The sequence below is a fragment of the Micromonospora sp. NPDC003944 genome (assembly GCF_053605225.1).
Window position 1 is genome coordinate 64,787 of the sequence record NZ_JBSGIV010000019.1, and the last position, 25,677, is coordinate 90,463.

General features: G+C 72.9%; 26 protein-coding genes and 1 pseudogene. 20 read left to right on the top strand and 7 right to left on the bottom strand.

Annotation, left to right across the window (positions count from 1 at the left end; genetic code table 11):
• The first annotated feature begins 1 nt into the window (after window position 1).
• The 7 genes from ACWER9_RS12420 (at window position 2) to ACWER9_RS12450 (ending at window position 8,178) form a co-directional block, all read left to right on the top strand.
• A complete protein-coding gene (locus ACWER9_RS12420) occupies window positions 2–340 on the top strand; it encodes a P-II family nitrogen regulator (RefSeq protein WP_172862163.1) in 339 nt (112 codons plus the stop codon).
• A 10-nt stretch (window positions 341–350) separates the two neighbouring features.
• On the top strand, window positions 351–2,681 hold the full coding sequence (locus tag ACWER9_RS12425) for a [protein-PII] uridylyltransferase (RefSeq protein ID WP_452301908.1): 2,331 nt from the start codon (window positions 351–353) through the stop codon (window positions 2,679–2,681).
• Between the two features lie 272 nt (window positions 2,682–2,953).
• Window positions 2,954–4,117, top strand: coding sequence for a sensor histidine kinase (locus ACWER9_RS12430; protein ID WP_452301909.1), 1,164 nt, complete (start codon window positions 2,954–2,956; stop codon window positions 4,115–4,117).
• On the top strand, window positions 4,114–4,770 hold the full coding sequence (locus ACWER9_RS12435; protein WP_452301910.1) for a response regulator transcription factor: 657 nt from the start codon (window positions 4,114–4,116) through the stop codon (window positions 4,768–4,770). The genes ACWER9_RS12430 and ACWER9_RS12435 overlap by 4 nt, the downstream gene beginning before the upstream one ends.
• 109 nt (window positions 4,771–4,879) lie before the next feature.
• A complete protein-coding gene (ffh, locus tag ACWER9_RS12440; RefSeq protein WP_452301911.1) occupies window positions 4,880–6,433 on the top strand; it encodes a signal recognition particle protein in 1,554 nt (517 codons plus the stop codon).
• Between the two features lie 68 nt (window positions 6,434–6,501).
• Window positions 6,502–7,080, top strand: coding sequence for a Uma2 family endonuclease (locus ACWER9_RS12445; RefSeq protein WP_452301912.1), 579 nt, complete (start codon window positions 6,502–6,504; stop codon window positions 7,078–7,080).
• An 18-nt stretch (window positions 7,081–7,098) separates the two neighbouring features.
• Window positions 7,099–8,178 carry an amidohydrolase family protein gene (locus ACWER9_RS12450; RefSeq protein WP_452301913.1) on the top strand — a complete coding sequence of 360 codons (1,080 nt, stop codon included), beginning with the start codon at window positions 7,099–7,101 and terminating at the stop codon, window positions 8,176–8,178.
• A 359-nt stretch (window positions 8,179–8,537) separates the two neighbouring features.
• On the opposite strand, the gene ACWER9_RS12455 is transcribed toward ACWER9_RS12450, so the two are convergent.
• Entirely contained in the window at window positions 8,538–9,140 is a 603-nt protein-coding gene (locus tag ACWER9_RS12455) for a TetR family transcriptional regulator (protein ID WP_452301914.1), read from the bottom strand.
• A 140-nt stretch (window positions 9,141–9,280) separates the two neighbouring features.
• On the opposite strand from ACWER9_RS12455, the gene proS reads away from it, so the two are divergent.
• The 12 genes from proS (at window position 9,281) to ACWER9_RS12515 (ending at window position 17,553) form a co-directional block, all read left to right on the top strand.
• Complete coding sequence (gene proS, locus ACWER9_RS12460; protein ID WP_452301915.1) at window positions 9,281–10,687, top strand: proline--tRNA ligase; 1,407 nt, start codon at window positions 9,281–9,283, stop codon at window positions 10,685–10,687.
• Between the two features lie 14 nt (window positions 10,688–10,701).
• Window positions 10,702–11,349, top strand: coding sequence for a DUF402 domain-containing protein (locus ACWER9_RS12465; protein ID WP_452301916.1), 648 nt, complete (start codon window positions 10,702–10,704; stop codon window positions 11,347–11,349).
• A 228-nt stretch (window positions 11,350–11,577) separates the two neighbouring features.
• A complete protein-coding gene (gene rpsP, locus ACWER9_RS12470; protein ID WP_452301917.1) occupies window positions 11,578–12,069 on the top strand; it encodes a 30S ribosomal protein S16 in 492 nt (163 codons plus the stop codon).
• Window positions 12,044–12,304, top strand: coding sequence for an RNA-binding protein (locus ACWER9_RS12475; protein ID WP_172862164.1), 261 nt, complete (start codon window positions 12,044–12,046; stop codon window positions 12,302–12,304). Before rpsP ends, ACWER9_RS12475 begins: the two co-directional genes overlap by 26 nt.
• Entirely contained in the window at window positions 12,304–12,858 is a 555-nt protein-coding gene (gene rimM / locus ACWER9_RS12480) for a ribosome maturation factor RimM (RefSeq protein WP_452301918.1), read from the top strand. The genes ACWER9_RS12475 and rimM overlap by 1 nt, the downstream gene beginning before the upstream one ends.
• Window positions 12,859–12,869: 11 nt before the next feature.
• Entirely contained in the window at window positions 12,870–13,643 is a 774-nt protein-coding gene (trmD, locus tag ACWER9_RS12485) for a tRNA (guanosine(37)-N1)-methyltransferase TrmD (protein WP_452301919.1), read from the top strand.
• A gap of 143 nt (window positions 13,644–13,786) precedes the next feature.
• Entirely contained in the window at window positions 13,787–14,143 is a 357-nt protein-coding gene (rplS, locus tag ACWER9_RS12490) for a 50S ribosomal protein L19 (protein WP_030335223.1), read from the top strand.
• A gap of 181 nt (window positions 14,144–14,324) precedes the next feature.
• Complete coding sequence (gene lepB / locus ACWER9_RS12495) at window positions 14,325–15,194, top strand: signal peptidase I (RefSeq protein WP_452301920.1); 870 nt, start codon at window positions 14,325–14,327, stop codon at window positions 15,192–15,194.
• A 10-nt stretch (window positions 15,195–15,204) separates the two neighbouring features.
• Window positions 15,205–15,840 (top strand): signal peptidase I, encoded by a 636-nt coding sequence (gene lepB, locus ACWER9_RS12500; RefSeq protein ID WP_452301921.1) that lies wholly within the window; start codon window positions 15,205–15,207, stop codon window positions 15,838–15,840.
• A gap of 53 nt (window positions 15,841–15,893) precedes the next feature.
• The gene (locus ACWER9_RS12505; RefSeq protein WP_452301939.1) at window positions 15,894–16,427 is read left to right on the top strand and encodes an NUDIX hydrolase; all 534 of its coding nucleotides are present in this window, start codon (window positions 15,894–15,896) and stop codon (window positions 16,425–16,427) included.
• Window positions 16,421–17,233, top strand: a complete 813-nt coding sequence (locus ACWER9_RS12510; protein ID WP_452301922.1) for a ribonuclease HII — start codon at window positions 16,421–16,423, stop codon at window positions 17,231–17,233. The genes ACWER9_RS12505 and ACWER9_RS12510 overlap by 7 nt, the downstream gene beginning before the upstream one ends.
• Window positions 17,230–17,553 (top strand): DUF2469 domain-containing protein, encoded by a 324-nt coding sequence (locus ACWER9_RS12515; protein ID WP_007075222.1) that lies wholly within the window; start codon window positions 17,230–17,232, stop codon window positions 17,551–17,553. Before ACWER9_RS12510 ends, ACWER9_RS12515 begins: the two co-directional genes overlap by 4 nt.
• Window positions 17,554–17,614: 61 nt before the next feature.
• On the opposite strand, the gene ACWER9_RS12520 is transcribed toward ACWER9_RS12515, so the two are convergent.
• The gene (locus ACWER9_RS12520) at window positions 17,615–18,757 is read right to left on the bottom strand and encodes a sulfite oxidase (RefSeq protein ID WP_452301923.1); all 1,143 of its coding nucleotides are present in this window, start codon (window positions 18,755–18,757) and stop codon (window positions 17,615–17,617) included.
• Between the two features lie 182 nt (window positions 18,758–18,939).
• Here ACWER9_RS12520 and ACWER9_RS12525 point away from each other — a divergent pair.
• Window positions 18,940–19,422: pseudogene (locus tag ACWER9_RS12525) on the top strand (peptidoglycan DD-metalloendopeptidase family protein); the annotation flags it as partial.
• 165 nt (window positions 19,423–19,587) lie between these two features.
• Here the strand turns inward: ACWER9_RS12525 and ACWER9_RS12530 are convergent.
• The 5 genes from ACWER9_RS12530 to ACWER9_RS12550 all read right to left on the bottom strand — a co-directional run bounded on the left by ACWER9_RS12530 (window position 19,588) and on the right by ACWER9_RS12550 (window position 25,392).
• A complete protein-coding gene (locus ACWER9_RS12530) occupies window positions 19,588–20,769 on the bottom strand; it encodes an aminotransferase class V-fold PLP-dependent enzyme (protein WP_452301924.1) in 1,182 nt (393 codons plus the stop codon).
• 32 nt (window positions 20,770–20,801) lie between these two features.
• Window positions 20,802–21,929, bottom strand: coding sequence for a tyrosine-type recombinase/integrase (locus ACWER9_RS12535; RefSeq protein WP_452301925.1), 1,128 nt, complete (start codon window positions 21,927–21,929; stop codon window positions 20,802–20,804).
• 338 nt (window positions 21,930–22,267) lie between these two features.
• Window positions 22,268–23,572: a DNA-processing protein DprA gene (dprA, locus tag ACWER9_RS12540; protein WP_452301940.1), complete on the bottom strand. Its 1,305-nt coding sequence runs from the start codon at window positions 23,570–23,572 to the stop codon at window positions 22,268–22,270.
• Complete coding sequence (locus ACWER9_RS12545) at window positions 23,482–25,002, bottom strand: YifB family Mg chelatase-like AAA ATPase (protein ID WP_452301926.1); 1,521 nt, start codon at window positions 25,000–25,002, stop codon at window positions 23,482–23,484. The genes dprA and ACWER9_RS12545 overlap by 91 nt, the downstream gene beginning before the upstream one ends.
• Before the next feature lie 30 nt (window positions 25,003–25,032).
• A complete protein-coding gene (locus tag ACWER9_RS12550; RefSeq protein ID WP_452301927.1) occupies window positions 25,033–25,392 on the bottom strand; it encodes a YraN family protein in 360 nt (119 codons plus the stop codon).
• Window positions 25,393–25,677 lie beyond the last annotated feature (285 nt).

The window sequence follows — 25,677 nt, forward strand, 5'->3', positions numbered from 1 at the left end:
CATGAAGCTGGTGACCGCAGTCATCAAGCCGTACCAACTGGACGCGGTGAAGGAGGCCCTGCACGCCCTCGGGGTGGCCGGGCTGACCGTCAGCGAGGTTCAGGGGTACGGGCGGCAGAAGGGGCACACCGAGGTCTACCGGGGTGCCGAGTACACGGTCGAGTTCCTGCCCAAGATCCGGGTCGAGGTGCTCACCGACGAGATCGACGTCGACAAGGTGGTGGACGCCATCGTCGGAGCGGCCCGTACGGGCAAGATCGGTGACGGGAAGGTCTGGGTCACCGGTGTCGAAGAGGTCGTCCGGGTACGTACCGGCGAACGCGGCCTCGACGCGCTCTGACCACGACGACATGACCTCGTTGATCAAGAAGGACGCGTCCGGGCACGGCGACGACGGCGGCGCGAAGCTCTTGATCAACGAGGTCGTCGGTGTCCCGGGGGGAATCGGGGAGGCGGCCCGGCAGGAACGGGCAGCCGCGTACGACACCTTTCTCCGCGGGCTGTTGCCGGCCCGGGCGGGTGTGGCGCTGCTGGCCGTCGGGGGGCTCGGGCGGCGGCAGTGCGCTCCGTACAGCGACCTCGACCTGGTGCTGGTGCACGCCGGGGTGCCCGGCACCGACGAGCTGGCCGCCTCGGTCTGGTACCCGGTCTGGGACGCGGGCCTTCGGCTCGACCACTCGGTACGCACCGTCGCCGAGGCGCTCTCGGTAGCCCAGGACGACGTCAAGGTGGCCCTCGGGTTGCTCGACGCCCGGCTGGTCGTGGGGGACCAGGCGCTTGCCGACGCGCTGATCCGCACCGCCGCCGACCACTGGCGGCGCACCGCCGTCCGGCACCTGCCCGGCCTGCGGGAGGTCACCGAAGCCCGTTGGCAGGCCCACGGTGAGCTGGCGTTCCTGCTGGAGGGCGACCTCAAGGAGGCCGCCGGTGGTCTGCGCGACGTGGGGCTGCTGCGAGCGATCTCCGCCGCCGGAATCACCGACGCGCTGCGTCCCGCCGTACGCGCCGCCCACCTGCGCCTGCTGGACACCCGCGACGCCCTGCACCAGCAGGTCGGCCGACGGGTCGACCGGCTGGTCGCCCAGGAGCGTGACGGGGTGGCCGGCCTCCTCGGGCTGCGACAACTCCAACCCGGGCCGCCGGAGGCCGCACGGCGTCCCGGCACCGTCGTGGAGGACGGCGACGCGCTGCTGCGCCGGGTCGCCGGTGACGCCCGCACGGTCAGCCACGCCCTGGACGACGCCTTCCGGGCCGCCGACCGGCTGCGCTCCGGCCGCTCCCGGGGCGGGAACGGCCGCCCGGCTCGCCGCCCGGTCGCCCGCGACGTGGTGGAACACGACGGCGAGCTGGTGCTCGCCCGCACGGCGATCGGGGCGCGCCCCGACCCGAGCCTCTCGCTGCGGGTGGCCGCCGCGTCGGCCACCACCCGAATCCCCATCGCGCGGGCCACCTGCGAGTGGCTGGCCGCGTACTGCCCGCCGCTGCCCGCCCCCTGGCCAGCGGAGGCCCGGGCCGCGCTGGTCACCCTGCTCGGCGCCGGTGCCGGCCTGGTGCCGGCCTGGGAGACCTGCGACAGGTACGGGCTGGTGGACGGCTGGCTGCCCGAGTGGACCCGGCTGCGCAGCCTGCCCCAGCACAACCCGGTGCACCGCTTCACGCTCGACCGGCACCTCGTGCAGACCGCGCACGAGGCCAGCCGGCACGCCCGCGAGGTGGAACGGCCGGACCTGCTGCTCCTCGGCGCGCTCCTGCACGACATCGGCAAGGGGCTCCCCGGCGACCACAGCACCGTCGGTGTGCCGGTCGCCCAGGCGGTGGCCACCAGGGCCGGTCTGCCCGCCCCGGAGGTCGAGCTGATCGGCAAGCTGGTCCGGCTGCACCTGCTGCTGCCCGACGTGGCCACCCGCCGGGACCTGGCCGACCCGGTCACCATCGCCTCGGTGGCCGAGGCGGTCGGTGACACCGGCACCCTCGACCTGCTGCACGCGTTGGTCCGCGCCGACGCGGCGGCGACCGGGCCGGCGGCCTGGTCGGACTGGAAGGGCCGACTCGTCGCCGAGCTGGTCGCCCGGGTCCGCACCGCGCTCGACACCGGCGTGCTCCCCGAGCCGCCCGCCCCGGACCCGGAGCTGCTGGCCGGGCCGCTGCCGGTCGTCCACCTGACCGGCGACCGGGTGTCGGTCGCGGCGGCCGACAGGCGTGGTCTGCTCGCCACGGTGGCCGGCTGCCTGGCGCTGCACCGGCTGGAGGTGATCTCCGCGGATGCCTCCGCCGTCGACGGCCGGGCCCTGGTCGAGTGCCGGGTGCAGCCCCGCTACGGCCTACCGCCGGACCCGGTCCCCCTCCGCGCCGACCTGCGTCGGGCGGTCGCCGGTGACGTGTCGGTCACCCAACGGCTGCGCGGCCGCGCGCTCGCCAGCCGTGCCGGCGGCGCGGCTCCACGCGTGGTCTGGCACCGCGAGGCGGCCACCGACGCCGTCCTGCTGGAACTGCGCGCCGCCGACGCCGCCGGGCTGCTCTACCGGGTCGCCTGCGCGCTCGACGAGGCCGGCGCCCTGGTCCGCGCGGCCCGCATCTCCACTCTCGGCGCCGACGTGGTCGACGCCTTCTACCTGGTCGGCGGCTGGCCGGACGACGCCACCCGCGCCTGCCTGGAAGCAGCGGTCCTAGCCGCCGTCTAACCCCTCCCACCCGTCCCCCTCCCGCTCTTCCGCTCTGCACCCGCCCCCTCCTCGCCCCCTTTCACGCGTTCCCGCCCCACAACCGCGTCGATCTTGCACTTTGTGTCCCTGCAAACCGCGCAGAAGCCGTACCTCGCCAACACAAAGTGCAAGATCGGCGCGGCGAGGGCGAGGCGCGGGGGCGGGGTGCGGGTGGGTACGTCCGGGGGCGTACGGGCGGTGCCGCTCGTCGACGCACGTCGGGCGGCGTGGGCGCGGGCAGAATGACGGCCATGCGACGAGGCGGGCAGTGGCGGTGGCCGGAGGCGGCGGCGGATGCCGCGCTCGCCCTGGTGCTGCTCGGGTTCGGGCTGCTCGCCACAGGTCTGGCCGGGGACAACCAGCCGGGGTCGAGGCCGGTCGACGCCGCCAGTCGGCTGCTGATCGCCGTCGCCGCGCTGGCCCTGCTGGTCCGGCGGCGCGTCCCGGTCGTCACCCTCGCCGTGGTCACCGTGGCCACCTCGACGTACCTGCTGGCCGGCTACCCGTACGGGCCGATCCTGGTCACGTTCCTGATCGCGGTGTACACGGTCGCGGTGTGGCTGCCGGCGCGCCCGGCGGCGGTCGCCACGGGTGGCGCGTTCGTCCTGTTGTCGGCGCACGTGTTCTTCGGTCGGGGGCCCGCGCCGGGTTGGACCGGAGTGCTGCCCGCGTCGGCCTGGGTGGTCGTACCGTTCGCGGTGGGGGTGGTGGCGCGGGTGAGTCGCGAGGCGGCCGCGCGTACCCGTGCCGAAGCAGCCCGCAGCCGTGCCGAACAGGCGCGGCGGCAGGCCGACGAGGAGCGGCTGCGCATCGCGCAGGAGGTGCACGACGTGGTGGGGCACGGGCTCGCCGCGATCAGCATGCAGGCGGAGATCGCCCTGCACCTGCTGCCGAAGCGGCCGGAGCAGGCGGAGGTGGCGTTGACCGCGATCAGCCGGACCAGCCGCGAGGCGCTGGACGAGCTGCGGGTCACCCTGGGGGCGGTACGGCGGGGTGCCGAGCGTGAGCCGGTCCCTGGTCTGGCCCGGCTCCCCGCCCTGCGCGACCGGCTCGCCGGGGCGGGGCTCACGGTCGAGGTGCGCGTGGACGGTGAGCCCCGGGAGCTGCCCGCCTCGGTGGATCTGGCCGCGTACCGGGTGGTGCAGGAGGCGTTGACGAACGTGCTGCGCCACGCGGGGGTGGCGAGCGCGGAGGTGACCGTGGGTTACCACGCGGACGAGGTGACAGTCGAGGTCACCGACCGGGGGGTGGGGGCGGTGCACACCGGGGCGGGTCCGGCCGGCGACGAGGGTGGGCACGGTCTGGCCGGGATGCGGGAGCGGGTCGCCGCGCTCGGCGGCCGGTTGACCACCGGGCCGCGCGCCGGCGGTGGGTTCCGGGTGTACGCCGGGCTGCCCGTGGAGCCGACGACGTGATCCGGGTGCTGATCGCCGACGACCAGGATCTGGTCCGACTGGGGCTGCGCGCGCTCGTGGAGAGCGAGGACGACCTGGCGCTTGCCGGCGAGGCGTCCGACGGGCTGCGGGCGGTCGAGCTGGCTCGCCGGGAACGGCCGGACGTGGTGCTGATGGACATCCGGATGCCCGGTGTCGACGGCATCGAGGCGACCCGCCGTATCGTCGCCGACCCCGACCTGACCGGTACGCGGGTGGTGGTGCTCACGACCTTCGAGCTGGACGAGTACGTCTTCGACGCGCTGCGGCACGGCGCGAGCGGGTTCCTCACCAAGGACACCAGACCGGCCGAGCTGCTGCGCGCGATCCGGCTGGTCGCCGAGGGGGAGGCGCTGCTGTCACCGTCGGTGACCCGACGGGTGGTGCGGGAGTTCGCCACCCGGCCGTCCCGGGTGCTCCGCCCGCACCCCCGGCTGGACGCGCTTACCGACCGGGAGCGCCAGGTCGTCGGCCTGGTCGGCGAGGGCCTGAACAACGAGGAGATCGCCGCACAGCTCGTGGTGAGCCCGGCGACCGCGCGGACCCACGTCAGCCGGGCGATGGGCAAACTGGGAGCCCGGGACCGGGCCCAGCTCGTCGTCTTCGCGTACCAATCGGGGTTGGTTGCGGGGTGAGGCCGGGCCGCCAGCGGCCTTGCGGCCGGGCGGCTACCCTAGCGGTGGCCGGACTCCGCAGTGCCGGCCGCGTTGTGCCCGCCGGAACACTGACAAACGGGATGTTCGCGTGTTTGACACCTTGAGTGACCGCCTGTCCGGGATCTTCACCAAGCTCCGCGGCAAGGGGCGGCTCACCGACGCCGACATCGACGCCACCGCGCGCGAGATCCGCCTCGCGCTGCTGGAGGCGGACGTCGCGCTGCCGGTGGTCAAGGGCTTCATCGCGGCCGTGAAGGAGCGCGCCCGCAGCGCCGAGGTCTCCCAGGCGCTGAACCCGGCCCAGCAGATCATCAAGATCGTCAACGAAGAGCTGATCAACGTGCTCGGCGGCGAGGGGCGACGGCTCCAGTTCGCCAAGCAGCCGCCCACGGTGATCATGCTGGCCGGCCTCCAGGGTTCCGGTAAGACCACCCTCGCCGGCAAGCTGGCCCGCTGGCTCAAGGGCCAGGGTCACCAGCCGCTGCTCGTCGCCGCCGACCTCCAGCGCCCCAACGCCGTCGGGCAGCTCCAGGTGCTCGGTGGCCGCGCCGGCGTCGAGGTGTACGCCCCGGAGCCCGGCAACGGCACCGGTGACCCGGTGCAGGTGGCCCGCGCGTCGATCGAGCACGCGAAGCGCACCGCCCGCGACATCGTCATCGTCGACACCGCAGGCCGGCTCGGCATCGACACCGAGATGATGCAGCAGGCCGCCGACATCCGTGACGCCGTCTCGCCGGACGAGGTCATCTTCGTCATCGACGCCATGGTCGGTCAGGACGCAGTCCGCACCGCCGAGGCGTTCCGCGACGGCGTCGGCATCACCGGTGTGGTCCTCTCGAAGCTCGACGGCGACGCCCGTGGTGGTGCCGCGCTGTCGGTCCGCGAGGTCACCGGGCAGCCGATCCTGTTCGCCTCCACCGGTGAGAAGCTGGAGGACTTCGACGTCTTCCACCCCGACCGGATGGCCAGCCGCATCCTCGGCATGGGCGACGTCCTCACTCTGATCGAGCAGGCCGAACAGGCCTTCGACTCCGATCAGAAGGAGAAGATGACCGCCAAGCTCATGGGCGGCGAGCAGTTCACCCTCGACGACTTCCTCGACCAGCTCATCGCGGTGCGGCGGATGGGCCCGATCGCCAACGTGCTGGCCATGATGCCCGGCATGGGGCAGATGAAGGACCAGCTCGCCGACCTGGACGACAGCCACTTCGACCGGGTCACCGCGATCATCCGGTCGATGACCCCGGGCGAGCGGACCAACCCGAAGATCATCAACGGCTCCCGCCGGGCGCGCATCGCCAACGGCTCCGGGGTCACCGTGATGGACGTCAACCAACTGCTCAACCGCTTCGCCGACGCGCAGAAGATGATGAAGCAGATGGGCGGCATGATGGGCCTGCCCGGCGGCGGCCGGCGCAAGGCGACCAAGTCGCCGAAGAACAAGCGCAAGGGCACCAAGGGCGGCGGTCGTCCGCGTACCGGCGCCGGGATGCCGGCCGGTTTCCCTGGTGGCATGCCGCAGCTTCCGCCGGGCATGGACCCGAACGACCTCGCCGCCGGGCAGGGCCTGCCGCCCGGCTTCAAGCTGCCGAAGATCGACTTCAACAAGCTCGGCAAGGGCGGCGACAAGGGCCCGCGCTGACGCGTGTCGGTGACGGCGGGCGACTGATCCGGCGCTTAGGGTGATGTCGCCCCCTGGAAGGAGATGTCATGACCGCGGCCCCGATCCTGCCCGAACGGCACGAGTGGACGGTCGACGACCTCGGTGACCTGCCGAAGGACCTTCCGTACGAACTGATCAACGGAAGGTTGATCGTGCCGTCGCCGACTGCCGTGCACCAAGAGTTCTGTGTCGAGCTGCTGCTCACCCTTCGCGTCAACTGCCCACCGGAATACCTGGTCAGCATCGACCTGTCCATGCGGGTCGACCGGCGCAACGAGCCACGCCCGGACGTGGTGGTCATCCGCCGCAAGCACGCCGGCCGGTCGCCCGTCCCGGTAGAGGACGCCTTGCTCGCCGTGGAGGTCGTCTCGCCGACCTCCAGCTTCCGCGACATGTACGACAAGGCGAAGGTCTACGCGCACGCCGGTGTCCAGTCCTACTGGGTGGTGGACCCGCTCCAGGACCACGTGACGCTCACCGAGTACGCGCTCGGCGCCAACCGGGAGTATGAGCAGGTCGCGCACACCGAGGATCTGTTCGTCACCGAGCGGCCGTGGAAGGTCTCCGTGGACCTGCCCGCCCTCACCGTGCGGAAGAACGACCTGCTCGCCCCCGACGAGGAGTGATCGGGTAGGACTGTGCGCATGGCTCTTCACGTGCGCGGTGTGCTGCTCCCGGACGACGAGGTCCGCGATCTCTGGTTGGTCGGCGACCGGGTGACCTTCACACCGGTGCCCGGCGCGGAGACGGTCGTCGACGGCGGTTTCCTGCTTCCGGGGCTGGTCGACGCGCACTGCCACATCGGCATCGCCCGAGGTGGCGCCCCGATCACCTCGCTGGACCAGGCCCGCGAACTGGCCCACACCGACCGGGACGCCGGGGTGCTGGCGATCCGCGACGCCGGCTCGCCGTACCCGTACCCCGAACTCGACGACGAGCCGGGCCTGCCGCGACTGGCCCGCGCAGGCCGGCACGTCGCCCCGCCGAAGCGCTACCTGCGCGACATCGGCGTCGAGGTTGACGCCACCGACGTGGCCGCGACGGTGGCGGAGCAGGCGCGGGCCGGCAACGGCTGGGTCAAGCTTGTCGGCGACTGGATCGACCGGGGCGTCGGCGACCTGGCCCCGGCCTGGGACGCGGACACCCTCACCGCCGCCGTGCGGGCGGCGCACGACGCCGGGGTACGCGCCGCCGTGCACACCTTCTCCGAGTCGGCGGTCGAGATCATGGTCCGGGCCGGGGTGGACTCGGTGGAGCACGGCACCGGGCTCAGCCTCAACCTCATCGACGAGATGGCCCGACAGGGCACCGCGCTGGTCCCCACAATGATCAACATTGCCACCTTCGGCGGGATCGCCGAACAGGCGCGCGGCAAGTTCCCCGGGTACGCCGACCACATGCTCGCCCTCCGCGACGGCTTCCCCGAGGTGGTGCGTGCCGCGCACGAGGCGGGCGTACCGATCTACGTGGGCACCGACGCCGGCGGCGGCATCGACCACGGGCTCGCCGCAGAGGAGATGCTGCTGCTGCACGACCAGGCCGGCATGGCACCCATCGACGTACTTGCCGCCGCCTCCTGGGGCGCCCGCGAGTGGCTCGGCTTCCCCGGCCTGGTCGAGGGCGGCCTCGCCGACCTGACCGTCTACCCCGAAGACCCCCGCGACGACCTGCGCGTCGTCCGTGCCCCGTCCCGCACGATCCTCCGCGGACGAGTCATCCGCTGACCGCCCCCCGGCGAACTCCGCGCCCGTCGAGCGCCCCGCGTGCCGTGCCCCGTGCCCCCGCGTGCCGTGCCCCGTGCCCCGCGCGCCGTGCCCCGCACCCCCGCACGCCGCAGCAAGATCGTGCTCGAACCAGGATGGAGGGGCCTCGGCGTCGCGGGATGCCACTACATCCAGGATCGAGCGCGATCTTGGCGGGGCATCGAGATCATGGCGGGCCCAAGAAGATCCGCACAACATCAGGGATGTTGCTGCCTCCCGCGCGCCTGAGGCAGCAACATCCGGGAAGTTGCTCGGATCTTGGTGCGGGGTGCGGGGTGCGGGGTGCGGGGTGCGGGGTGCGGGGTGCGGGGTGCGGGGGGTCAGGGAGCTGGGCGGGCGGCGGCGCTGAAGAGGTGTACGGCAAGGTCGGCGAGGGCCGTCGCGGTCTGCTCGATGGGTTCGCGGGGGAGCACGATGTGGCTGACCACCAGGCGGACGATGGTGTCCGCGGCGAAGGCCAGCGTGGCCTGGTCCGCCCCGGGCAGGTGGTCGCCGGCCCAGTCGATAAGCGCGCCGGACGCCTCGGTGAGCACCACTTCGGCACGGGTGGTGAGGTACGGCAGTAGCTCGTCCGACCCGCCCCGGGCGCTTGTCAGGATCGCCTTGACCAGGGGGTTGTCCGCCGCCGTGGAGAGAGTGTGTGCGATGGCGGCGTACGCGCCGGCCCGTACGTCGCCGCCGTGTGCGAGCAGCGCGTCGCGAACGTCGCCGACGAAGCGGTCCACCTCGGCGCGGGCGAGTGCTTCGGCGAGGCCCGCCTTGCTGCCGAACTCGTTGTAGACGGTCTGCCGGCTCACCCCGGCCGTGGTGGCCACCCCACCCATCCGGACCGCGTCCCACCCGACGGCGATGGTCCGCGCGCGGGCGGCGTCCACGATCGTGTCCCGCAGCCGCTGGCGCGGGGGGTCCGTCGGGGTAGCCATGGTTGTCGAATTCTACGGGTGCGCTCCCCGCCCGCCCAGCGCCGCGCGGGCTGCTGAGCGTCTACGCGGAGGACGGCACGGTGCGGGGTGGCGACTCCCGGACGCGGTGTCCGCGCGCGCGGCGCATAGGATGTGCGGTCATGGCACGCGTGCTCACTCCCCGTGCGGAGGATTTCCCCCGCTGGTACCAGGACCTGATCGCCAAGGCGAAGCTGGCCGACAACGGCCCGGTTCGCGGCACCATGGTCATCCGACCGGCCGGCTACGCGATCTGGGAGCGTATGCAGGCGGAGATGGACGCCCGGATCAAGGCGGCGGGTGCGGAGAACGCGTACTTCCCGTTGTTCATCCCGGAGAACTACCTCAAGCGCGAGGCGGAGCACGTCGAGGGCTTCTCGCCGGAGCTGGCAGTCGTCACTCACGGTGGTGGCAAGCCCCTGGCCGAGCCGGTGGTGGTGCGTCCCACCAGCGAGACGGTCATCGGCGAGTTCATGGCCAAGTGGATCGACTCGTACCGGGACCTGCCGCTGCTGTTGAACCAGTGGGCGAACGTGGTCCGGTGGGAGCTTCGCCCCCGGATCTTCCTGCGTACCAGCGAGTTCCTCTGGCAGGAGGGGCACACCGCGCACGCCACCCGTGAGGACGCCCGGGCGTACGCGCGGCGGATCCTGCACGAGGCGTACGAGGACCTGATGGTCAACGTGATCGGCATTCCGGTGGTGGTGGGCCTGAAGACGGCGCGCGAGCGCTTCGCCGGCGCGACGGCCACGTACACCTGCGAAGGCATGATGGGAGACGGCAAGGCGTTGCAGCTGGGCACCAGCCACGAGCTGGGCCAGAACTTCGCCAAGGCGTTCGACATCAGCTACTCCTCCAGGGAGGGCGGCCGGGAGCACGCCTGGACTACCTCCTGGGGCACGTCCACCCGCATGCTCGGCGGGCTGATCATGGCGCACGGCGACGACAACGGCCTGCGCGTGCCGCCGAGGCTGGCGCCGATCCAGGCGTACATCATGATCGTCAAGGACGGTGACGGCGTCGGCGAGGCGGCGGCCAAGCTGCGCGACGGCCTGCGCGACGCCGGTGTCCGGGTCGCGCTCGACGACCGGACCGACACCGCGTTCGGCCGCCGGGCCGTCGACGCCGAGCTGCGCGGTTATCCGGTACGCGTCGAGGTCGGCCCCCGTGACCTGGCTGTCGGTAACGCGACGGTGGTGCGTCGGGCCGACGGTTCGAAGGCGCCGACGCCGGTTGCCGACGTGGTCGCCGCGGTGCTGGCCGCCCTCGAGGCCGACCAGCAGTTGCTGCACGACCAGGCGCTGGCCAACCGCGAGTCGCGCACGGTGGAGGTGGCCACCCTGGCCGAGGCGATCGAGGCGGCCGCGACCGGCTGGGCGCGGGTGCCGTGGTCGGCGGTCGGCGTGGCGGGCGAGGCGGAGGCGAACGGTCAGGGCGTCACGGTGCGCTGCCTGCTGCGGGCCGACGGTTCGGTGCCGGACTCGGAGGACGAGCCGGACCTGGTCGCCATCCTCGCCCGCGCCTACTGAGGCGTCGGACGGTAGTGCGCTTCGCGCCCGGCCGGCTGATCATGCACCGGAACGTGCGGCACGGCCGGATCGGGTGGGTCCGGCCGGCCCGCGTGGTCAGCGACGACGATCGCGGGTTGCTGGTCTGGGTCGCCCGGGACTCGCCGGTGGCGCACGAGGTGACCGAGGCCGGGCTGGGGATGCGGGCGATGCCGTTCGCCGAGTGGGTCTCTTCGACGTACCGGCTGGCGCAGGGCCGCTGGAACGGTCCGCCGCTGCTGAAGTTCCTGCCCACCGGGGCGGCGCACTCCGTCTGGTGGTTCTCCGACGCCCAGGGCCGGTTCGCCCACTGGTACGTCAACCTGGAGGAGCACGGTGTCCGCTGGGACGACGGGCCGGTAGCCGGTGTCGACGTGGTGGACCAGGACCTGGACGTGGTGGTGTGGCCGGACCGCAGCTGGGAGTGGAAGGACGAGGGTGAGTTCGTCGAGCGGCTCGCCTTCGGCGCCGACTACTGGGTGACCGACGAGAAGGCGGTCCGCGCCGAGGGGGAGCGGGTGATCGCGCTCGCCGAGGCCGGGGAGTTCCCGTTCGACGGCACCTGGCGTGACTTCACTCCGCCCCCGGAATGGGGCGTACCGGACAAGTTTCCCCCGGGGTGGGACCGCCCGCCGGTGCGCTGAGCGGTGTTCCAGGTCACCGACGCCGCGCTGTCCGGGTCCGATGCGGAAGATCGGCATCGGATCTGGCAGAATGGGTCGCTGGTATCCGGCGCGCGTCCGGCGCCCTCTAACCCGGGCACGTCGCCAGTCCACCGAGTAGTCTCCGGCCCAACCCCACTGTGCCGTCGGCGCTCACCCATGCACACCGCCCGCCTGGGCCGGTGAGATCGCAACAGGAGCGAAACAACTGTGGCCGTAAAGATCCGGCTCCTGCGGATGGGCAAGATCCGCAACCCGCAGTACCGCATCGTCATCGCCGACTCGCGCACCAAGCGCGACGGCCGGGCGATCGAGTTCGTCGGGGTGTACCAGCCGAAGGAGGACCCTTCGGTCATCGAGGTCAAGTCGGAGCGTGTCCAGTACTGGCTGTCCGTCGGCGCTCAGCCCAGCGAGGCGGTGCAGCGGCTGCTGGAGCTGACCGGTGACTGGCAGAAGTACAAGGGCCTGCCGGCCCCGCCGCCGCTGAAGGTCGCCGCGGAGCGGGCCGACCGCAAGGCGGCGTACGAAGCCGAGGCGAAGGCCGCTGCCGGGCTCGCCCCGGAGACCCCGGCCAAGCCGGCCAAGAAGGCCGCCAAGGCTGCCGAGGCCCCGAAGGCCGAGGCTCCGGCCGAGACCGACGCGCCGAAGACCGAGGCTCCGGCCGAGGCTCCGGCCGCTGCCGACGCCGGTGAGCAGGCCTGACATGCCACTGCGTCCGGCGTTGGAGCACCTGGTCAAGGGCATCGTCGACCACCCGGATGACGTCCGGGTGCGGATGGTCGATTCCCGTCGGGGCAAGCGGCTCGAAGTCCGCGTGCACCCCGAGGACCTCGGCACCGTGATCGGGCGGTCCGGCCGGACCGCCAAGGCGCTGCGCCAGGTGATCGGCTCCATCGGCGGGCGCGGGGTTCGCGTCGACATCGTCGACTCGTACTGATGCAGCTCGTCGTCGGCAGGATCGGCAAGCCGCACGGTGTCCGTGGTGAGGTCACCGTGGAAGTGCGGACCGACGAGCCCGAGGCACGGTTCGCCCCCGGGACGGTGCTGCGCACCGAACCGGGGGCGACGCCCCCTCCCTCCACCGATCAGCCCGGGGTTCCGTTCCGGGTCCCGGCCGAGCTGACCATCGAGGAAGCCCGCTTCCACCAGGGCCGCATGCTCGTCGCCTTCGACGGCATCCTGGACCGCAACACCGCCGAGGCGCTGCGCGGGACGCTGCTCGTGGTGGACAGCGCCGACGTGGCCCCGCCGGACGACCCGGAGGAGTTCCACGACCACCAGCTTGTCGGGCTGGCCGTGGTGACCCCGGCCGGCGAACGCCTCGGCGAGGTCGCCCGCATCGACCACGCGCCCTCGTCCGACCTGCTGGTGCTGCGGCGGCCTGAGGGGCGTACCGCGTTGATCCCGTTCGTCCGGGCGATCGTTCCGGAGGTCGACCTGGCCGGCGGACGTGTGATCGTCGACCCGCCAGCCGGACTGCTCGACCTCTAGGACCAGCCCGTATGCGCGTCGACGTCGTGTCGATCTTTCCGGAGTACTTCGCCCCGCTGGACCTGTCGCTGATCGGACGGGCGCGGGCCAACGGCGTACTCCAGCTCGCCGTGCACGACCTGCGGACCTGGACGCACGACGTGCACCGCACGGTCGACGACACCCCCTACGGTGGCGGGCCGGGCATGGTGATGCGCCCGGAGCCCTGGGGTGAGGCGCTCGACGCCCTCGCGCCGGTCGCCGCCCCGCCGCCCCGGCTGCTGGTGCCGTCGCCCGCCGGAGCCCCGTTCACCCAGGCCATGGCGTACGAGTTGGCCGCCGAGTCGCATCTGCTCTTCGCCTGTGGCCGCTACGAGGGGATCGACCAGCGGGTCCTGGCGCACGCCGCCACCCGGATGCCGGTCACCGAGGTCTCGCTCGGCGACTACGTGCTCTTCGGCGGTGAGGTCGCGGTCCTGGTGATGCTCGAGGCGGTCACCCGGCTGCTGCCCGGGGTGCTCGGCAACGCGGGTTCGCTGGACGAGGAGTCGCACGCGCACGGGCTGCTGGAGGCGCCGATCTACACCAAGCCGCCGAGTTGGCGCGGGCACGACGTGCCGGAGGTGCTCCGCTCCGGTGACCACGGCAAGATCGCCCGCTGGCGGCGCGAGGAGGGTCTGCTGCGGACCGCCGCCCGCCGTCCGGACCTGTTGGCGGCGCTGCCCGCCGATCGGCTCGACAAACGGGACATCGCGGCCCTGGACCAGGCCGGATTTCAACCTCCGCCGGGGGATGTGGCAAAGTAGGGGGGTTGCCGCATCCGCCCGCGCCCGCGGTCGGCTGCGAGGATCCCCGACCGGGGTCGGTCCGCCGACCACCACCCGGGGATCAGAATCACCCACCCGCGCACCGAGTGACGGTGCGCCGTGAGCCTTACGAGGACGCAGCGATGAACATCCTGGACGCCCTTGACGCCCAGTCGAAGCGGACCGACCTTCCCGACTTCCGGGCCGGTGACACCGTCAAGGTGCACGCCCGCGTCGTCGAGGGCAACCGGTCCCGTGTCCAGATCTTCCAGGGCGTCGTGATCCGCCGCCAGGGTGACGGTCTGCGCGAGACCTTCTCGGTCCGCAAGGTCAGCTTCGGTGTCGGCGTCGAGCGGACCTACCCGCTCAACGGTCCCGGCATCGACCGGATCGAGGTCGTGACCCGCGGTGACGTGCGTCGCGCCAAGCTCTACTACCTGCGTGAGCTGCGCGGCAAGAAGGCCAAGATCAAGGAGAAGCGGGAGAAGCAGCCCAGCTGACTTCCCGCTCGCCACGCCGCCCGAGCTGCGCGTATGCCGTACCGACCAGAGCGCACTACCCTGGTCGTACGGGCGCAGCGAGGCGGCGGCCCCGCCCACGTGGCGGGCAGTTGTCCACTACCGCCCGTGGAGCCTCGACGAGGCTCCCGGGCGGTGGTGTTTCTGCGGACCGGGGAGTGGCGTGGTGCAGACGCTTGACGAGGACGGCACCGTCGATCCGTGGCGCCGGCGGGCTCGCCGCACCCGCCGGCAGATGCCCCTCTGGCAGGAGTTGCCGCTGCTGCTCGTGGTCGCGTTCTGCCTCGCGGTCCTGATCCGCACCTTCCTGCTCCAGGCGTTCTTCATCCCGTCCGGCTCGATGGAGGACACCCTCCTCATCGGTGACCGGGTGCTGGTCAACAAGGTCGTCTACGACGTTCGTGACCCGCTGCGCGGCGAGGTGGTGGTCTTCCGGGGCACCGACCGCTGGGCGCCGCAGGTCGACGAGCAGCCGAAGCCCGGCGTCGGCGGTCGGCTCGCCCGCACGGTCGGCGATCTGGTCGGGGTGAGCCGTCCCGGTGAGAAGGACTTCATCAAGCGGGTGATCGGTCTCCCCGGTGACCGGGTCAAGTGCTGCGACAGCCAGGGCCGGGTGACTGTCAACGGCACCCCGCTCAACGAACCGTACGTCCTGCGGGACTCACCACTGGACCTGCCGCCGAACCCGGCGGAGTGCCGCTCCCGACGCTTCGACGAGGTCGTCGTGCCGCCCGGCCAGATCTTCGTGATGGGCGACCACCGCGAGGTCTCCCAGGACGCGCGGTGCCAGGGGCCGGTGCCGATCGACAACGTGGTCGGCCGGGCCTTCATGGTGGTCTGGCCCTCGTCGCGCTGGAGTGCGCTGTCGGTGCCGTCGACGTTCGAGGACGTGTCCGGGCCGGCCACGGCCTCCTCGACCGCACCTCCGGCACGACCAACTCCGCAGGGCGGTGTGCTGCTGATGCTTCCGTTGGCTGCCGCGCTCCGTGGTTCCCGCGCGTTCCGGACGGTGACGTCCAGCCGGGCAACGTAGGCTCCTTGGCGTGATTGACGAGCAGACCGACAAGCCGCGCAGCTCCTTCTGGAAGGAGCTGCCGATCCTGCTGGGTGTGGCGATCCTGGTCGCGGTGCTGGTCCGCGCCTTCGTGCTGCAGACCTTCTTCATCCCCTCCCCGTCCATGGAGAACACTCTCAAGATCGATGACCGGGTGTTGGTCAACAAGCTGGTCTACGACTTCCGGTCACCGCACCGCGGTGAGGTGATCGTGTTCAAGGCTCCGACCGCGTGGAGCGGTAATCCCGACGGTGAGGACTTCATCAAGCGGGTCATCGGCGTCCCCGGCGACCACGTGGTCTGCTGCGACCCGGAAGAACGGCTGATGATCAACGGCAAGTCGCTCGACGAGCCGTACATCTTCTCCATGGACGGCATCCGCGACAAGCCCGCGGACCAGGAGTTCGACATCACCGTGCCGGAGGGTCGGCTGTGGGTGATGGGTGACCACCGTTCGGCCTCCGGTGACTCGCTGGAGCACTGGCAGCAGTCCGGGCAGAACATCACCGAGGCGACGATCCCCGAGAAGGATGTGGTGGGGCGGGCGTTCACGGTCTTCTGGCCGGTCAGCCGGGCCACCTGGCTGACGGTGCCCGACGGGTTCGACGGCATTCCCAAGCCGTAGGCCGACGGGGCGTGGGCGATCCGTCCTCGGTCTGGCAGGCTGGTGCGGTGACCGTGAGCGCGAGGAGTGAGGGTGCGAGCCCCGCAGTCGCGAACAGCGACGACCGTGCCTACACCCTTCGACGCGCGGCCCGGGTGCTGCTCGTCGACGCGGCCGGCCGGGTCCTGCTGTTCGAGGGCTTCGACCCGGCCCGGCCCGGGCACCGATACTGGTTCACTCCCGGCGGCGGGCTCGATCCGCTGGAGTCCCCGGCGTCGGCCGCGGCCCGTGAGCTCGCCGAGGAGACCGGCCTGCGGGTCGATCCGGCCGAGTTGGGCGAGTCGGTCTGGTCCGACGCGACCGAGTTCTCCTTCGACGGCACCTGGTACCGCCAGGAACAGGATTTCTTCCTCCTCCGGGTGGACTCCTGGCGGGTGGACACCACGGGCTTCAACGACATCGAGCGACGCAGCATCGCCGACCACCGCTGGTGGGTTCCCGGCGAGTTGGCGGCAAGCGGTGACCGGTTCTACCCGCCCGAGCTGCCCGCCCTGCTGACTCGGCTGGAGCAGTCGGCCACCGCCGGCCCGGACGAGGCGTCGTGCTGACCCCACCGCGCACCGTGGTGCGTCGAGAGGCCGGCCTGTACGCCCTGGAGCGGGCGTTGCAGCGACGTGGCTTCCGGCACGTCGCCGGTGCCGACGAGGCGGGCCGGGGGGCGTGCGCCGGCCCGCTCGTCGCCGCCGCGGCGGTGCTGCCCGAGGGGCGGCGGGGCGAGATCGAGGGGCTGGCCGACTCGAAGCTGCTCACCCCGGCCAGCCGGGAACGGGTGTACGCCGAGGTCGTGGACCGCGCCCTCGCGTACGCCGTGGTGGTCATCCCGGCCGAGGAGGTCGACGCCCGGGGTCTGCACGTGTGCAACCTGGCGGCGATGCGGCGCGCCCTCGCCTCGCTCACCACCCGCCCGGAGTACGTGCTGACCGACGGTTTCGGCGTGGACGGCCTGGGGGTGCCCGGGTTGGCGGTGTGGAAGGGTGACCGGGTGGCCGCGTGCGTGGCGGCGGCGAGCGTGCTCGCCAAGGTCACCCGGGACCGGCTCATGGTGGAGCTGGACGGGGTGTTCCCGGCGTACGGCTTCGCCGAGCACAAGGGCTACATCACCCCGGAGCACTCGGCGGCGCTGCGGGAGCACGGGCCGTGCCGGGAGCACCGGTTCTCGTACGTCAATGTCGCCGCGGTCTCCGGCCGCGACGGTCGGCCGCCGCGCGCCCGACGGCCCGGCGGCCACGCCTCGGATGAGCCGATGGAGCGCTCACGGGCGTCAGGGGGTACCGTCGGCGTGGCGTTGGGCGAGCAGCCTCGGCCTCCGACGCCGGTGGGGGAAGATGTGGCCATGGAAGGCGGAGTGCGATGAGCGCGGAAGATCTCGAGAAGTACGAGACCGAGATGGAGCTGCAGCTCTACCGGGAGTACCGCGACATCGTCCGCCAATTCTCCTACGTGGTGGAGACGGAGCGCCGGTTCTACCTGGCCAACCAGGTCGACCTGCACGTGCGCAACTCCGACGGCGAGGTCTACTTCGAGGTCGAGATGCACGACGCCTGGGTGTGGGACATGTACCGTCCTGCCCGCTTCGTGAAGAACGTCCGGGTGATGACCTTCAAGGACGTCAACGTCGAGGAGCTGGAGAAGCCCGACATCTCGCTGCCCGCCGACTCCGGCTTCGGCGGCTGACCGCACCCGAGCCGCCCGGCCGCGCCACGGGCCCCCCACCCGTGGCGTGACCCGCCGTCGGTCACTCGGCCGGCACCACGACCTCGACCCGCTGCATCATGTTGTTGGCGAAGCCACCACGGTTCCACGGTTGCTCGATCGGCTGGGTCCGCCCGGACGCGTCGGTCGCCCGCGCGCCGAGCACGTACCGGCCGGGCGTGGCGACCCACTCGTGCCGCCACCGTCGCCAGGCGAAGTCCCCCGCGTCCGCCGGGTCCAGCCCGGCCGGTGCCCAGCTCTGCCCACCGTCGGTGGTCACCTCCACGCCCACCACCGGCGCGTGCCCCGACCAGGCCCGACCGTCCAGGGTGCACGGCCCGGGGCGCAGCACCCGACGGCGGGACATGAAGTCGGGGAAGCCGGGCGGGCGGACCAGCGCCCGCGGCTCGATCCGGGTGACCGGCACGCCCGGGTCGTCGGCGTCGCGGCGTACCCGGTAGGCCACCGCGTTCTGGTACCCCTCGAACGGCTCGGTCCGCAGCTCGATCGAGTGGAGCCACTTCACATGCGCCATGCCGTACCAGCCCGGCACGATCAGCCGCAGCGGCGCGCCGTGCTGCGGCAGCAGGGGAGCGCCGTTCATCTCGTACGCCAGCAGCACCTCTTCGCGCAGCGCGTCGGCGACCGGAAGCGCCCGCTGGTAGTCCTGCTCGATCCCGCGCTCCACGCCGTGGTCGGCGCCGGTGAAGACCACGTCCACCGCCTCCGGGTCGATGCCCGCCTCGCGCAGCAGCGGAGCGAGAGGGGTGCCGGTCCACTCGGCGTTGCCGACCGCCTCGACCAGCCAGGGCTGGCTGACCGGCCGGGGGTGCAGCAGGGCCCGCCCGTTGCCGGCGCACTCCAGGGTCACCTGCCGGGTGACCCGGGGCCGCTCGCGCAGGTCGGCGAGGCTGACTGTCAGCGGCCGGTCCACCGCCCCACCGACGGTCACTGTATGCGTCGCCGAGTCGACCGCCGGGATGTCGTAATGGATCAGCAGGTAGTGCAGCCCGGCCGGGGTGACGTCGTAGCGCAGCGCCTCCAACGGGATGCCGTGGTTGCGGGCCGCGAGCTGCAACTCCTCGGCGCTGATCGCCTCCTCCGGCTCCGCGAGCCGGGACGGGTCGCTCACGTCGGCCACCGCCGGCCCGGTGGAGGACGACGTCAGGTCATCGAGAGTGGTCATGCGGGCCTCCCCGGTGCAGACGGCGGCACCCGCCGTACGCCGCCCAGCCTAGGCCCTGGGCGGCGACGTCGCGCATAGCAGATCACCGAGAGCATCGGGTGGTCGTCCACAGGGCCGTCGGTTGTCCACAGGTCCGACGACCGGGCTGGTGTCCCACCCGAACATGACCGGAGGCTGCCGTCATGCGACAACCATCGGTCCGTTCGATCGGCCGTACCGTGCTGCTCTGCGCCGCCGTGCCACTGGCGCTTGCCGCGCTGTTCTGCGGCCTGGCGGTGCTTGTCGCGGCGGTGCCCGGCCAGCCACCGACGCCGAGGGTGCCGATCGCGTTCCAGGCGTCCGCGTCCGCGCCCGCTGCCGCCGAGCGCTTCCGCTGGCCGCTCGACGGGCCGCCGCAGCCGGTGCGCCGCTTCGACCCGCCACCTGAGCCGTGGCTCTCCGGCCATCGGGGCGTCGACCTGGCCGCCCCGGCCGGAACCGTGGTCCGCAGCGCCGGGCCGGGCACCGTCCTCTTCGCCGGCCTGGTGGCCGGCCGACCGGTGGTCACCGTGGGGCACGTCGACGGGCTGCGAACCACCCACGAGCCCGTGCAACCCGGGGTACGCCCCGGTCAGACGGTCACCGCCGGCGCACCGCTTGGCGAACTGCTGCCCGGCCACCCGGGTTGCCCGGCGGACGCGTGCCTGCACTGGGGCCTGCGCCGGGGCGAGGAGTATCTCGACCCGCTCGCCCTGCTCGGCCTCGGCCCGGTGCGCCTGCTCCCGGTCGGCCCGGTCCCGGTTGGCCCGGTCCCGGTCGGTCCGGTCCCGGTTTCCGCTTCCGGCGTCCGGTCAGCGCTGCGCGAGCAGGGCCGGCAGCCGCGCGCCGAGCCGTTCGTACTCGTCGGCGGCGTTGTAGACCTGCCCGGTGAGCCGCAGCCACCCCCGGCCGTCCCAGCTCATCACCGCCACCTCGGCGGCGAGCCGCTCACCGATGCGCGCCTGCAACGCCCGCGCGGCGTCGATGGTGGTGCCCGTGCCGGGCGGCAGCGGGACGAGGCGCAGAGACACCCCCGGCCCGCCCGGGTCGGGCAGGTCGGCGGGGGTCACCCCCAGAGCGTCCCCCACCACCCTCTGGCCGTACGCGGCGAGCGCGGCGTTGTGCGCCCGCACCCGGTCGACACCGAGGCTGCGCATCGTGAACAGGCCCGCCGGGGCGGCCAGCCAGGAGGTGTAGTCGAGCGTGGCCTGCCACTCGAGCCGGGCCGGGAAACCCGACTCCTGCTCCCAGGACACCACGAGCGGCTCGATCCGGTCCCGCCACCGTGCCGCCACCGTCAGCAGGGCGGTCCCGCGCGGGGCGTACGCCCACTTGTGCAGGTTGCCCACCCAGAAGTCCGCGCCGATGCCGGCCACCGGGGTGGGCAGCATGCCCGGGGCGTGCGCGGCGTCCACCAGGACCGGCACGTCGTGTTCGTGGGCAACCCCGACGATGGCGGCCGTCGGGAAGAGCTTCGCGGTGGCCGAGGTGAGCTGGTCGACGACGAGCAGTTTGGTCCGCCCGGGGCGCAGGCCGGCGCGGATGATCTGCACGATCTGCTCGTCGGTGGCGGCCAGCGGGATCGGCAGGACCCGGCTGACCGCCCCGGTGCGCCGGCACTCGCGCTGAATGGCCAGGCTCACCGCCCCGTACCCGTGGTCGGTGCTGAGCACCTCGTCACCGGGCTGAAGGCCTACCGACTGGAGCACCACGGCGACGCCCGTGGTCGTGTTGCCCACCAGGGCGCTGCTGTCCGGGTCGGCACCGAGGAACCCGGCGAGGTGCCGGCGGGTGTGCGCGATCCGGTCGACCACGCCCTGGGTGAAGAAGCGCAGCGGGTTGCTCTCCATCTCGTCGCGCAGTCGTTGCTGGGCGCGCTGCACCGTGATCGGCACCGCCCCGAACGAGCCGTGGTTGAGGTGGCTGACCGCCGGGTCCAGGGAGAAGAGCAGGCGGGCGCCCGGGATCGGCTCAGGGGGCTGCGGGTCGCTCACGTGATGATCGTAACCATGTCCTCGGTCCTTGATCAGGCGCGCGGATGGGCCTGCCGGTACGCGGCCCGCAGCCGCTCGACCGAGACGTGGGTGTAGATCTGGGTGCTCGCCAACGACGAGTGACCGAGCAGCTCCTGCACGGCGCGTAGGTCGGCGCCGCCCTCCAGGAGGTGGGTGGCGGCGGAGTGGCGTAGATCGTGCGGACTGGTGCGGGGTAGGCCGGCGGTCTCGGCGTACGCACCGACGATCTGACGCGCGGTCGTCGGGTTGAGCCGACCACCCCGGGCACCCAGCAGCAGCGCGTCGCCGGAGCGGGGTCCCGCCATCGCCGGGCGGCCACGGCGCAGCCAGTCGTCCAACGCCCGCTGGGCCGGCACCCCGTACGGCACCGAGCGCTCCCGCCGGCCCTTGCCGAACACCCGGATCACCCGCCGTCCGTGGTCGACGTCGCCGACGTCCAACCCGCACGCCTCGCTGACCCGTACGCCGGTGGCGTAGAGCAGCTCCAGCACCACCCGGTCCCGCAGCGGCACCGCGTCGGTCTCGTCCGTCGTGCTTGAGGGCGGCCCGGCAGCTGGGTCGGATTCCGCGTTCGTGCGCGCTGGGCCGGTGGAGGCTGGGTCCGTGTGGGTTGGGTCCGCGGGCTCGGTGTCCCTGTCGGCTGTGTGCGTGCGCGCCTGGTCCGTGCGGGCTGCGTTCGTGCGCTCTGCCGGGTTGGTGGGCGGTGCCTGCCGGGTCGGTGCCTCGACCAGGGCCGCGGCCTGGTCCGCGCGCAGCACGGTGGGCAACTCCCGGTGGGCGCGGGGACTGGCCAGCGCGGCACCCACGTCGGCGGGAAGCAGCCCGGCCCGGTGCGCCCAGGCGCTGAACGCCCGCGCCGACGCGGCCCTGCGGGCCAACGACGTGCGGGCCGCACCCGTGGTGCGCTGCCGTGCCAGCCAACTGCGCAGCACCGACAGGTCCAGCTCGGCGAGGTCGACGCAGCCCATCCGGACGGCGTGGTCGAGCAGCGAGACCAGATCGGTGACGTACGCGCGGACGGTGTGCGCCGAGCGGTTACGGACCCGCGACAGGTGCTCGGCGAAGTCGTCGACCGCGTCGCGCAGCGCTGGCGGCAGTGCCTGGTGCATGGCCTGGGTGCCCCGGTCCTGCCGGCTCATCGTGGCCGCGCCCGCGTGCCGACCGGTCCAACGGCCCCGGCACCCTCACTCACAGCTGGCACCGCACCAGCCTACGGCCGGTCGGGGTGCGCCACCGGACACGACGGTGTCGCGTGGTCGACCGGACTAGCGGCGGTTGTTCTTCTTGACCAGGAACACGACCAGGCCGACAGCGAGCACGGCGGTCACGACGAGACAGCAGAGCACGCTGATGTGCCACGGCTTGATTGCACCCATGACCGGGCACGGTACCGGCAGTAGCGGCCGGCCGGGGTCCCGAACCCGAGGGGGTGCGGGCAGCTCGACAACCCACCCCTGCCGGCCGGTGACGCATCCGCTCAGGTGCCCGGCCGGCCGGATGCCCCCGCCTCCGCGGCACGCTTGGTCTTGGCGGGCGGGGCGAGGGCGTAGCCGTCATCGCGACGGACCACCATGGACAGCTCCTCAAGCAGCGACAGCTTGCGCAACGCCGTCCGTACGTCGACACCCGCCCTGGCGCACAGCCGGTCCACGCCCATCGCGGCTCGGCGGGGCAGCGCCTCCAACAGTGACCGCGCGTCGTCGTCCAGGGCGTCGGAGGCCCGCTGTGGTCCACGCGTCGGGGGAGCCAGGTCCGCGCCGATCCGACCCACCTCCTCCAGCACGTGCGCCACGCCGGTGACCAACCGGGCCTTGGCGTGCTCGCGCAGGAACTCGTGGGCACCGACGGACATCGCCGAGGTCACCGGCCCCGGCACCACCATGGCCACCCGATTGCCGTGGATGGCACGCCGTGCGGTCTGCGTCGCGCCACTGCGCGCCGACGCCTCCACCACCACGGTGCCCCGGGTGCCCGCGGCGATCACCCGGTTGCGGATCAGGAACCGGGGTCGCAGCGGCTCGGCGCCGGGCGGCCACTCGCTGACCAGCAGCCCCGTCTCGGCGATCCGGTCGAAGAGCGCGGCGTTGCCCATCGGGTACGGGCGGTCGAGCCCGCAGGCGAGCACCGCGACGGTCAGACCGCCAGCGGTGAGGGCGCCCCGGTGCGCGGCGGCGTCGATGCCGAACGCGCCACCGGACACGACGGTCCAGTCCCGTTCCGCAAGCCCGTACCCCAACTCTGTCGCGACGTGCTGCCCGTAGCCGGTGGCCGCCCGCGCGCCCACCACGGCCACCGAGCGGTCCAGAGCCTCGCCGAGCGGCCAGCCCCCGCGTACCCAGAAGCAGAGCGGCGGGGCGGTCTCACCGTCCACCCGGCGGCTGACGTCCGGCAGGCGCAACGCGGCCAGGCTGGCAACCTGGCTCGGCCACTCCTCGTCGTCAGGTGTGACGAGTCGGGCACCCAGTCGGTCCGCCCGCTCCAGGGCCTCAGCCGCCACCGCCCGCGCGTCACCGGCCGCCGAGCGTGCGGCGACAGTGGTGTGCAGCCGGCCGCCCGGGCTGCCGCCGTCGAGCAGCAGGTCCAGGGTCGCCACCGGGCCGTGCCGCTCGACCAGGTGATGCACCGCGCGCGTGCCCGGCTCCGCCAGCCAGGTCAGCGCGACCCGGGCCAGCCTGCTGTCGTCCTCGGCGCTCACGCCGCCTCCCCCGTCCGTAGTTGAAGCGCTTCCCGAACGTCGTCGCGGTCCGGCCGGTCGCGGCCGTCCAGATCGGCGATGGTCCAGGCCATCCGGATCACCCGGTCGAAGCCGCGCGCCGACAGCGAGCCGGAGTCGAGCCGGCCACGCAGCTCGACCGTGACCCGGCCCGGAAGTCGCCACGGCGGTCGGCGCAGGTGCGGGCCTTCGACCTCGGCGTTGAGCCGCCGGCCGAGGTCCGCCCAGCGGGTGGTCGCCGCCTGCCGGGCCACCGCCACCCGGGCGGCGACCGTCGCCGATGGCTCGACGTCGCCGTCGGTCGCCATCAGCTCGGCCGCCCGTACCGGCATCAGCCGCACCTGGACGTCGATCCGGTCGAGCAGCGGCCCGGAGAGCCTCCCCAGGTACCGTCGGCGAACCAGTGGGCTGCACTCGCAGTGCGCGTCGCCCGCCGGCTTCGCGCACGGACACGGATTGGCCGCCAACACCAGCTGGGTACGGGCCGGGTAGACGGTGCCGCCCCCGCTGCGGTTCAGCTGGACGTGGCCGTGTTCCAGTGGTTGGCGCAGCGCCTCAAGCGCGCCCTTGCTGAACTCGGGAGCCTCGTCCAGGAACAGCACCCCGCGGTGTGCCAGCGAGACCGCGCCGGGTCGGGCCAGCCCGGAGCCGCCACCGACCAACGACGGCACGGTCGCGGTGTGGTGCGGCGCCTGGAACGGCGGGCGGCGCAGCAACCGACCGCCCGGCGGCAGCAGCCCGGCGACCGAGTGCAGCGCGGTGACCTCAAGCGCCGCGTCGTCGTCCAACTCGGGCAGGATCGACGGCAGTCGTTCGGCGAGCATCGTCTTGCCGGCGCCCGGGGGGCCCAGCAGTGCCACGTGGTGCCCGCCGGCCGCGGCGACCTCCAGGGCGCGCCGACCCATCCGCTGCCCGGCGACCTCGGCGAGATCCGGCCCGCCGAGCACCGGCGTCGGGACGTCCGCCGGAGGCTCGATCAGCGGGGTCCCGTCCCGGACGAAGGCGACCAGCCGGTGCAGGGTGTCCACCGCTCGTACCCGTACGCCGGGGATGACGGCGGCCTCGGCGGCGTTGCCGACCGGGACGATCACCCGCGCGACGCCGGCCTGGGCCGCGGCGGCGACCATCGGGAGCACGCCCCGCACCGGCCGGACCGTCCCGTCGAGCCCCAACTCGCCGAGGACCACCACCCCCTCCAGGGGGAGCAGCGGCAGCTCGCCCGAGCCACCGAGCAGCGCCGCGGCGATGGCCAGATCGAAGGCCGACCCGAACTTCGGCAGCGTGGCGGGCAGCAGGTTGAGGGTGATCCGCCGGTTCGGCCAACGCTGGCCGGAGTTGACGACCGCGGCCCGGACCCGGTCGCGGGCCTCGTGCAGGGCGGTGTCCGGCAGGCCGGAGATCACCACCGCTGGCAGGCCGGCGGCCAGGTCGGCCTCCACCTCGACGAGGTGGCCGGTCACCCCGACCAGCCCCACGCAGAGCACCTTCGCGTAGCTCACCGTGCGTCACCGATGTTTCGGGTACGCATGTCAGAACGCGCCCTTGAGATGGTCTACCTGCGCCGGGCCGGTGTCGGGCAGCAGCACCGACAGCACGTCGAAGCGCACCTCCTCGGCGGTCGTACCGGTCTCGGTCAGCCATCGTGCGGCGAGCCCGCGCAGCCGGCGGGCCTTGGCTGGCACGACCGCCTCGGCCGGGGTGCCGAAGCCCGTACCCCGGCGGGTCTTCACCTCGCAGAAGGCGAGCACGGGCCCGTCCCACGCGATGATGTCGATCTCCCCGGCCGGACAGCGCCAGTTCGTGGCGATGGGGCGCAGCCCCGCCTCGGTCAGGTGCCGGGCCGCACACCGCTCGCCGTACGCGCCAACCGCCTGGTTCCGCTTCGTCATGCACGGCACGGTGCCCGCCGCAGCACGATCGCCGCGACCCGGCGGCGGCCCAGCTGTGGACAACGGGGCTGCTGTGGACAACCGGCCGATCATGCCCGAGCTGTGCTAGCGGCGTTGGGCCCACTCAGAGCGCGGCTCGCCGCTCTCAGGTGACGTCTCCTTGATCAGGTGATGAGAAGTAGGTCGGCGAGCGGTCCTGAGACCTACTTCTCATCACTTGATCAAGGTGGTGGGTGCGGGTGCGGGGTGCGGGTGCGGGGGCTGAAATGGCGCGGGGGTGGCGGG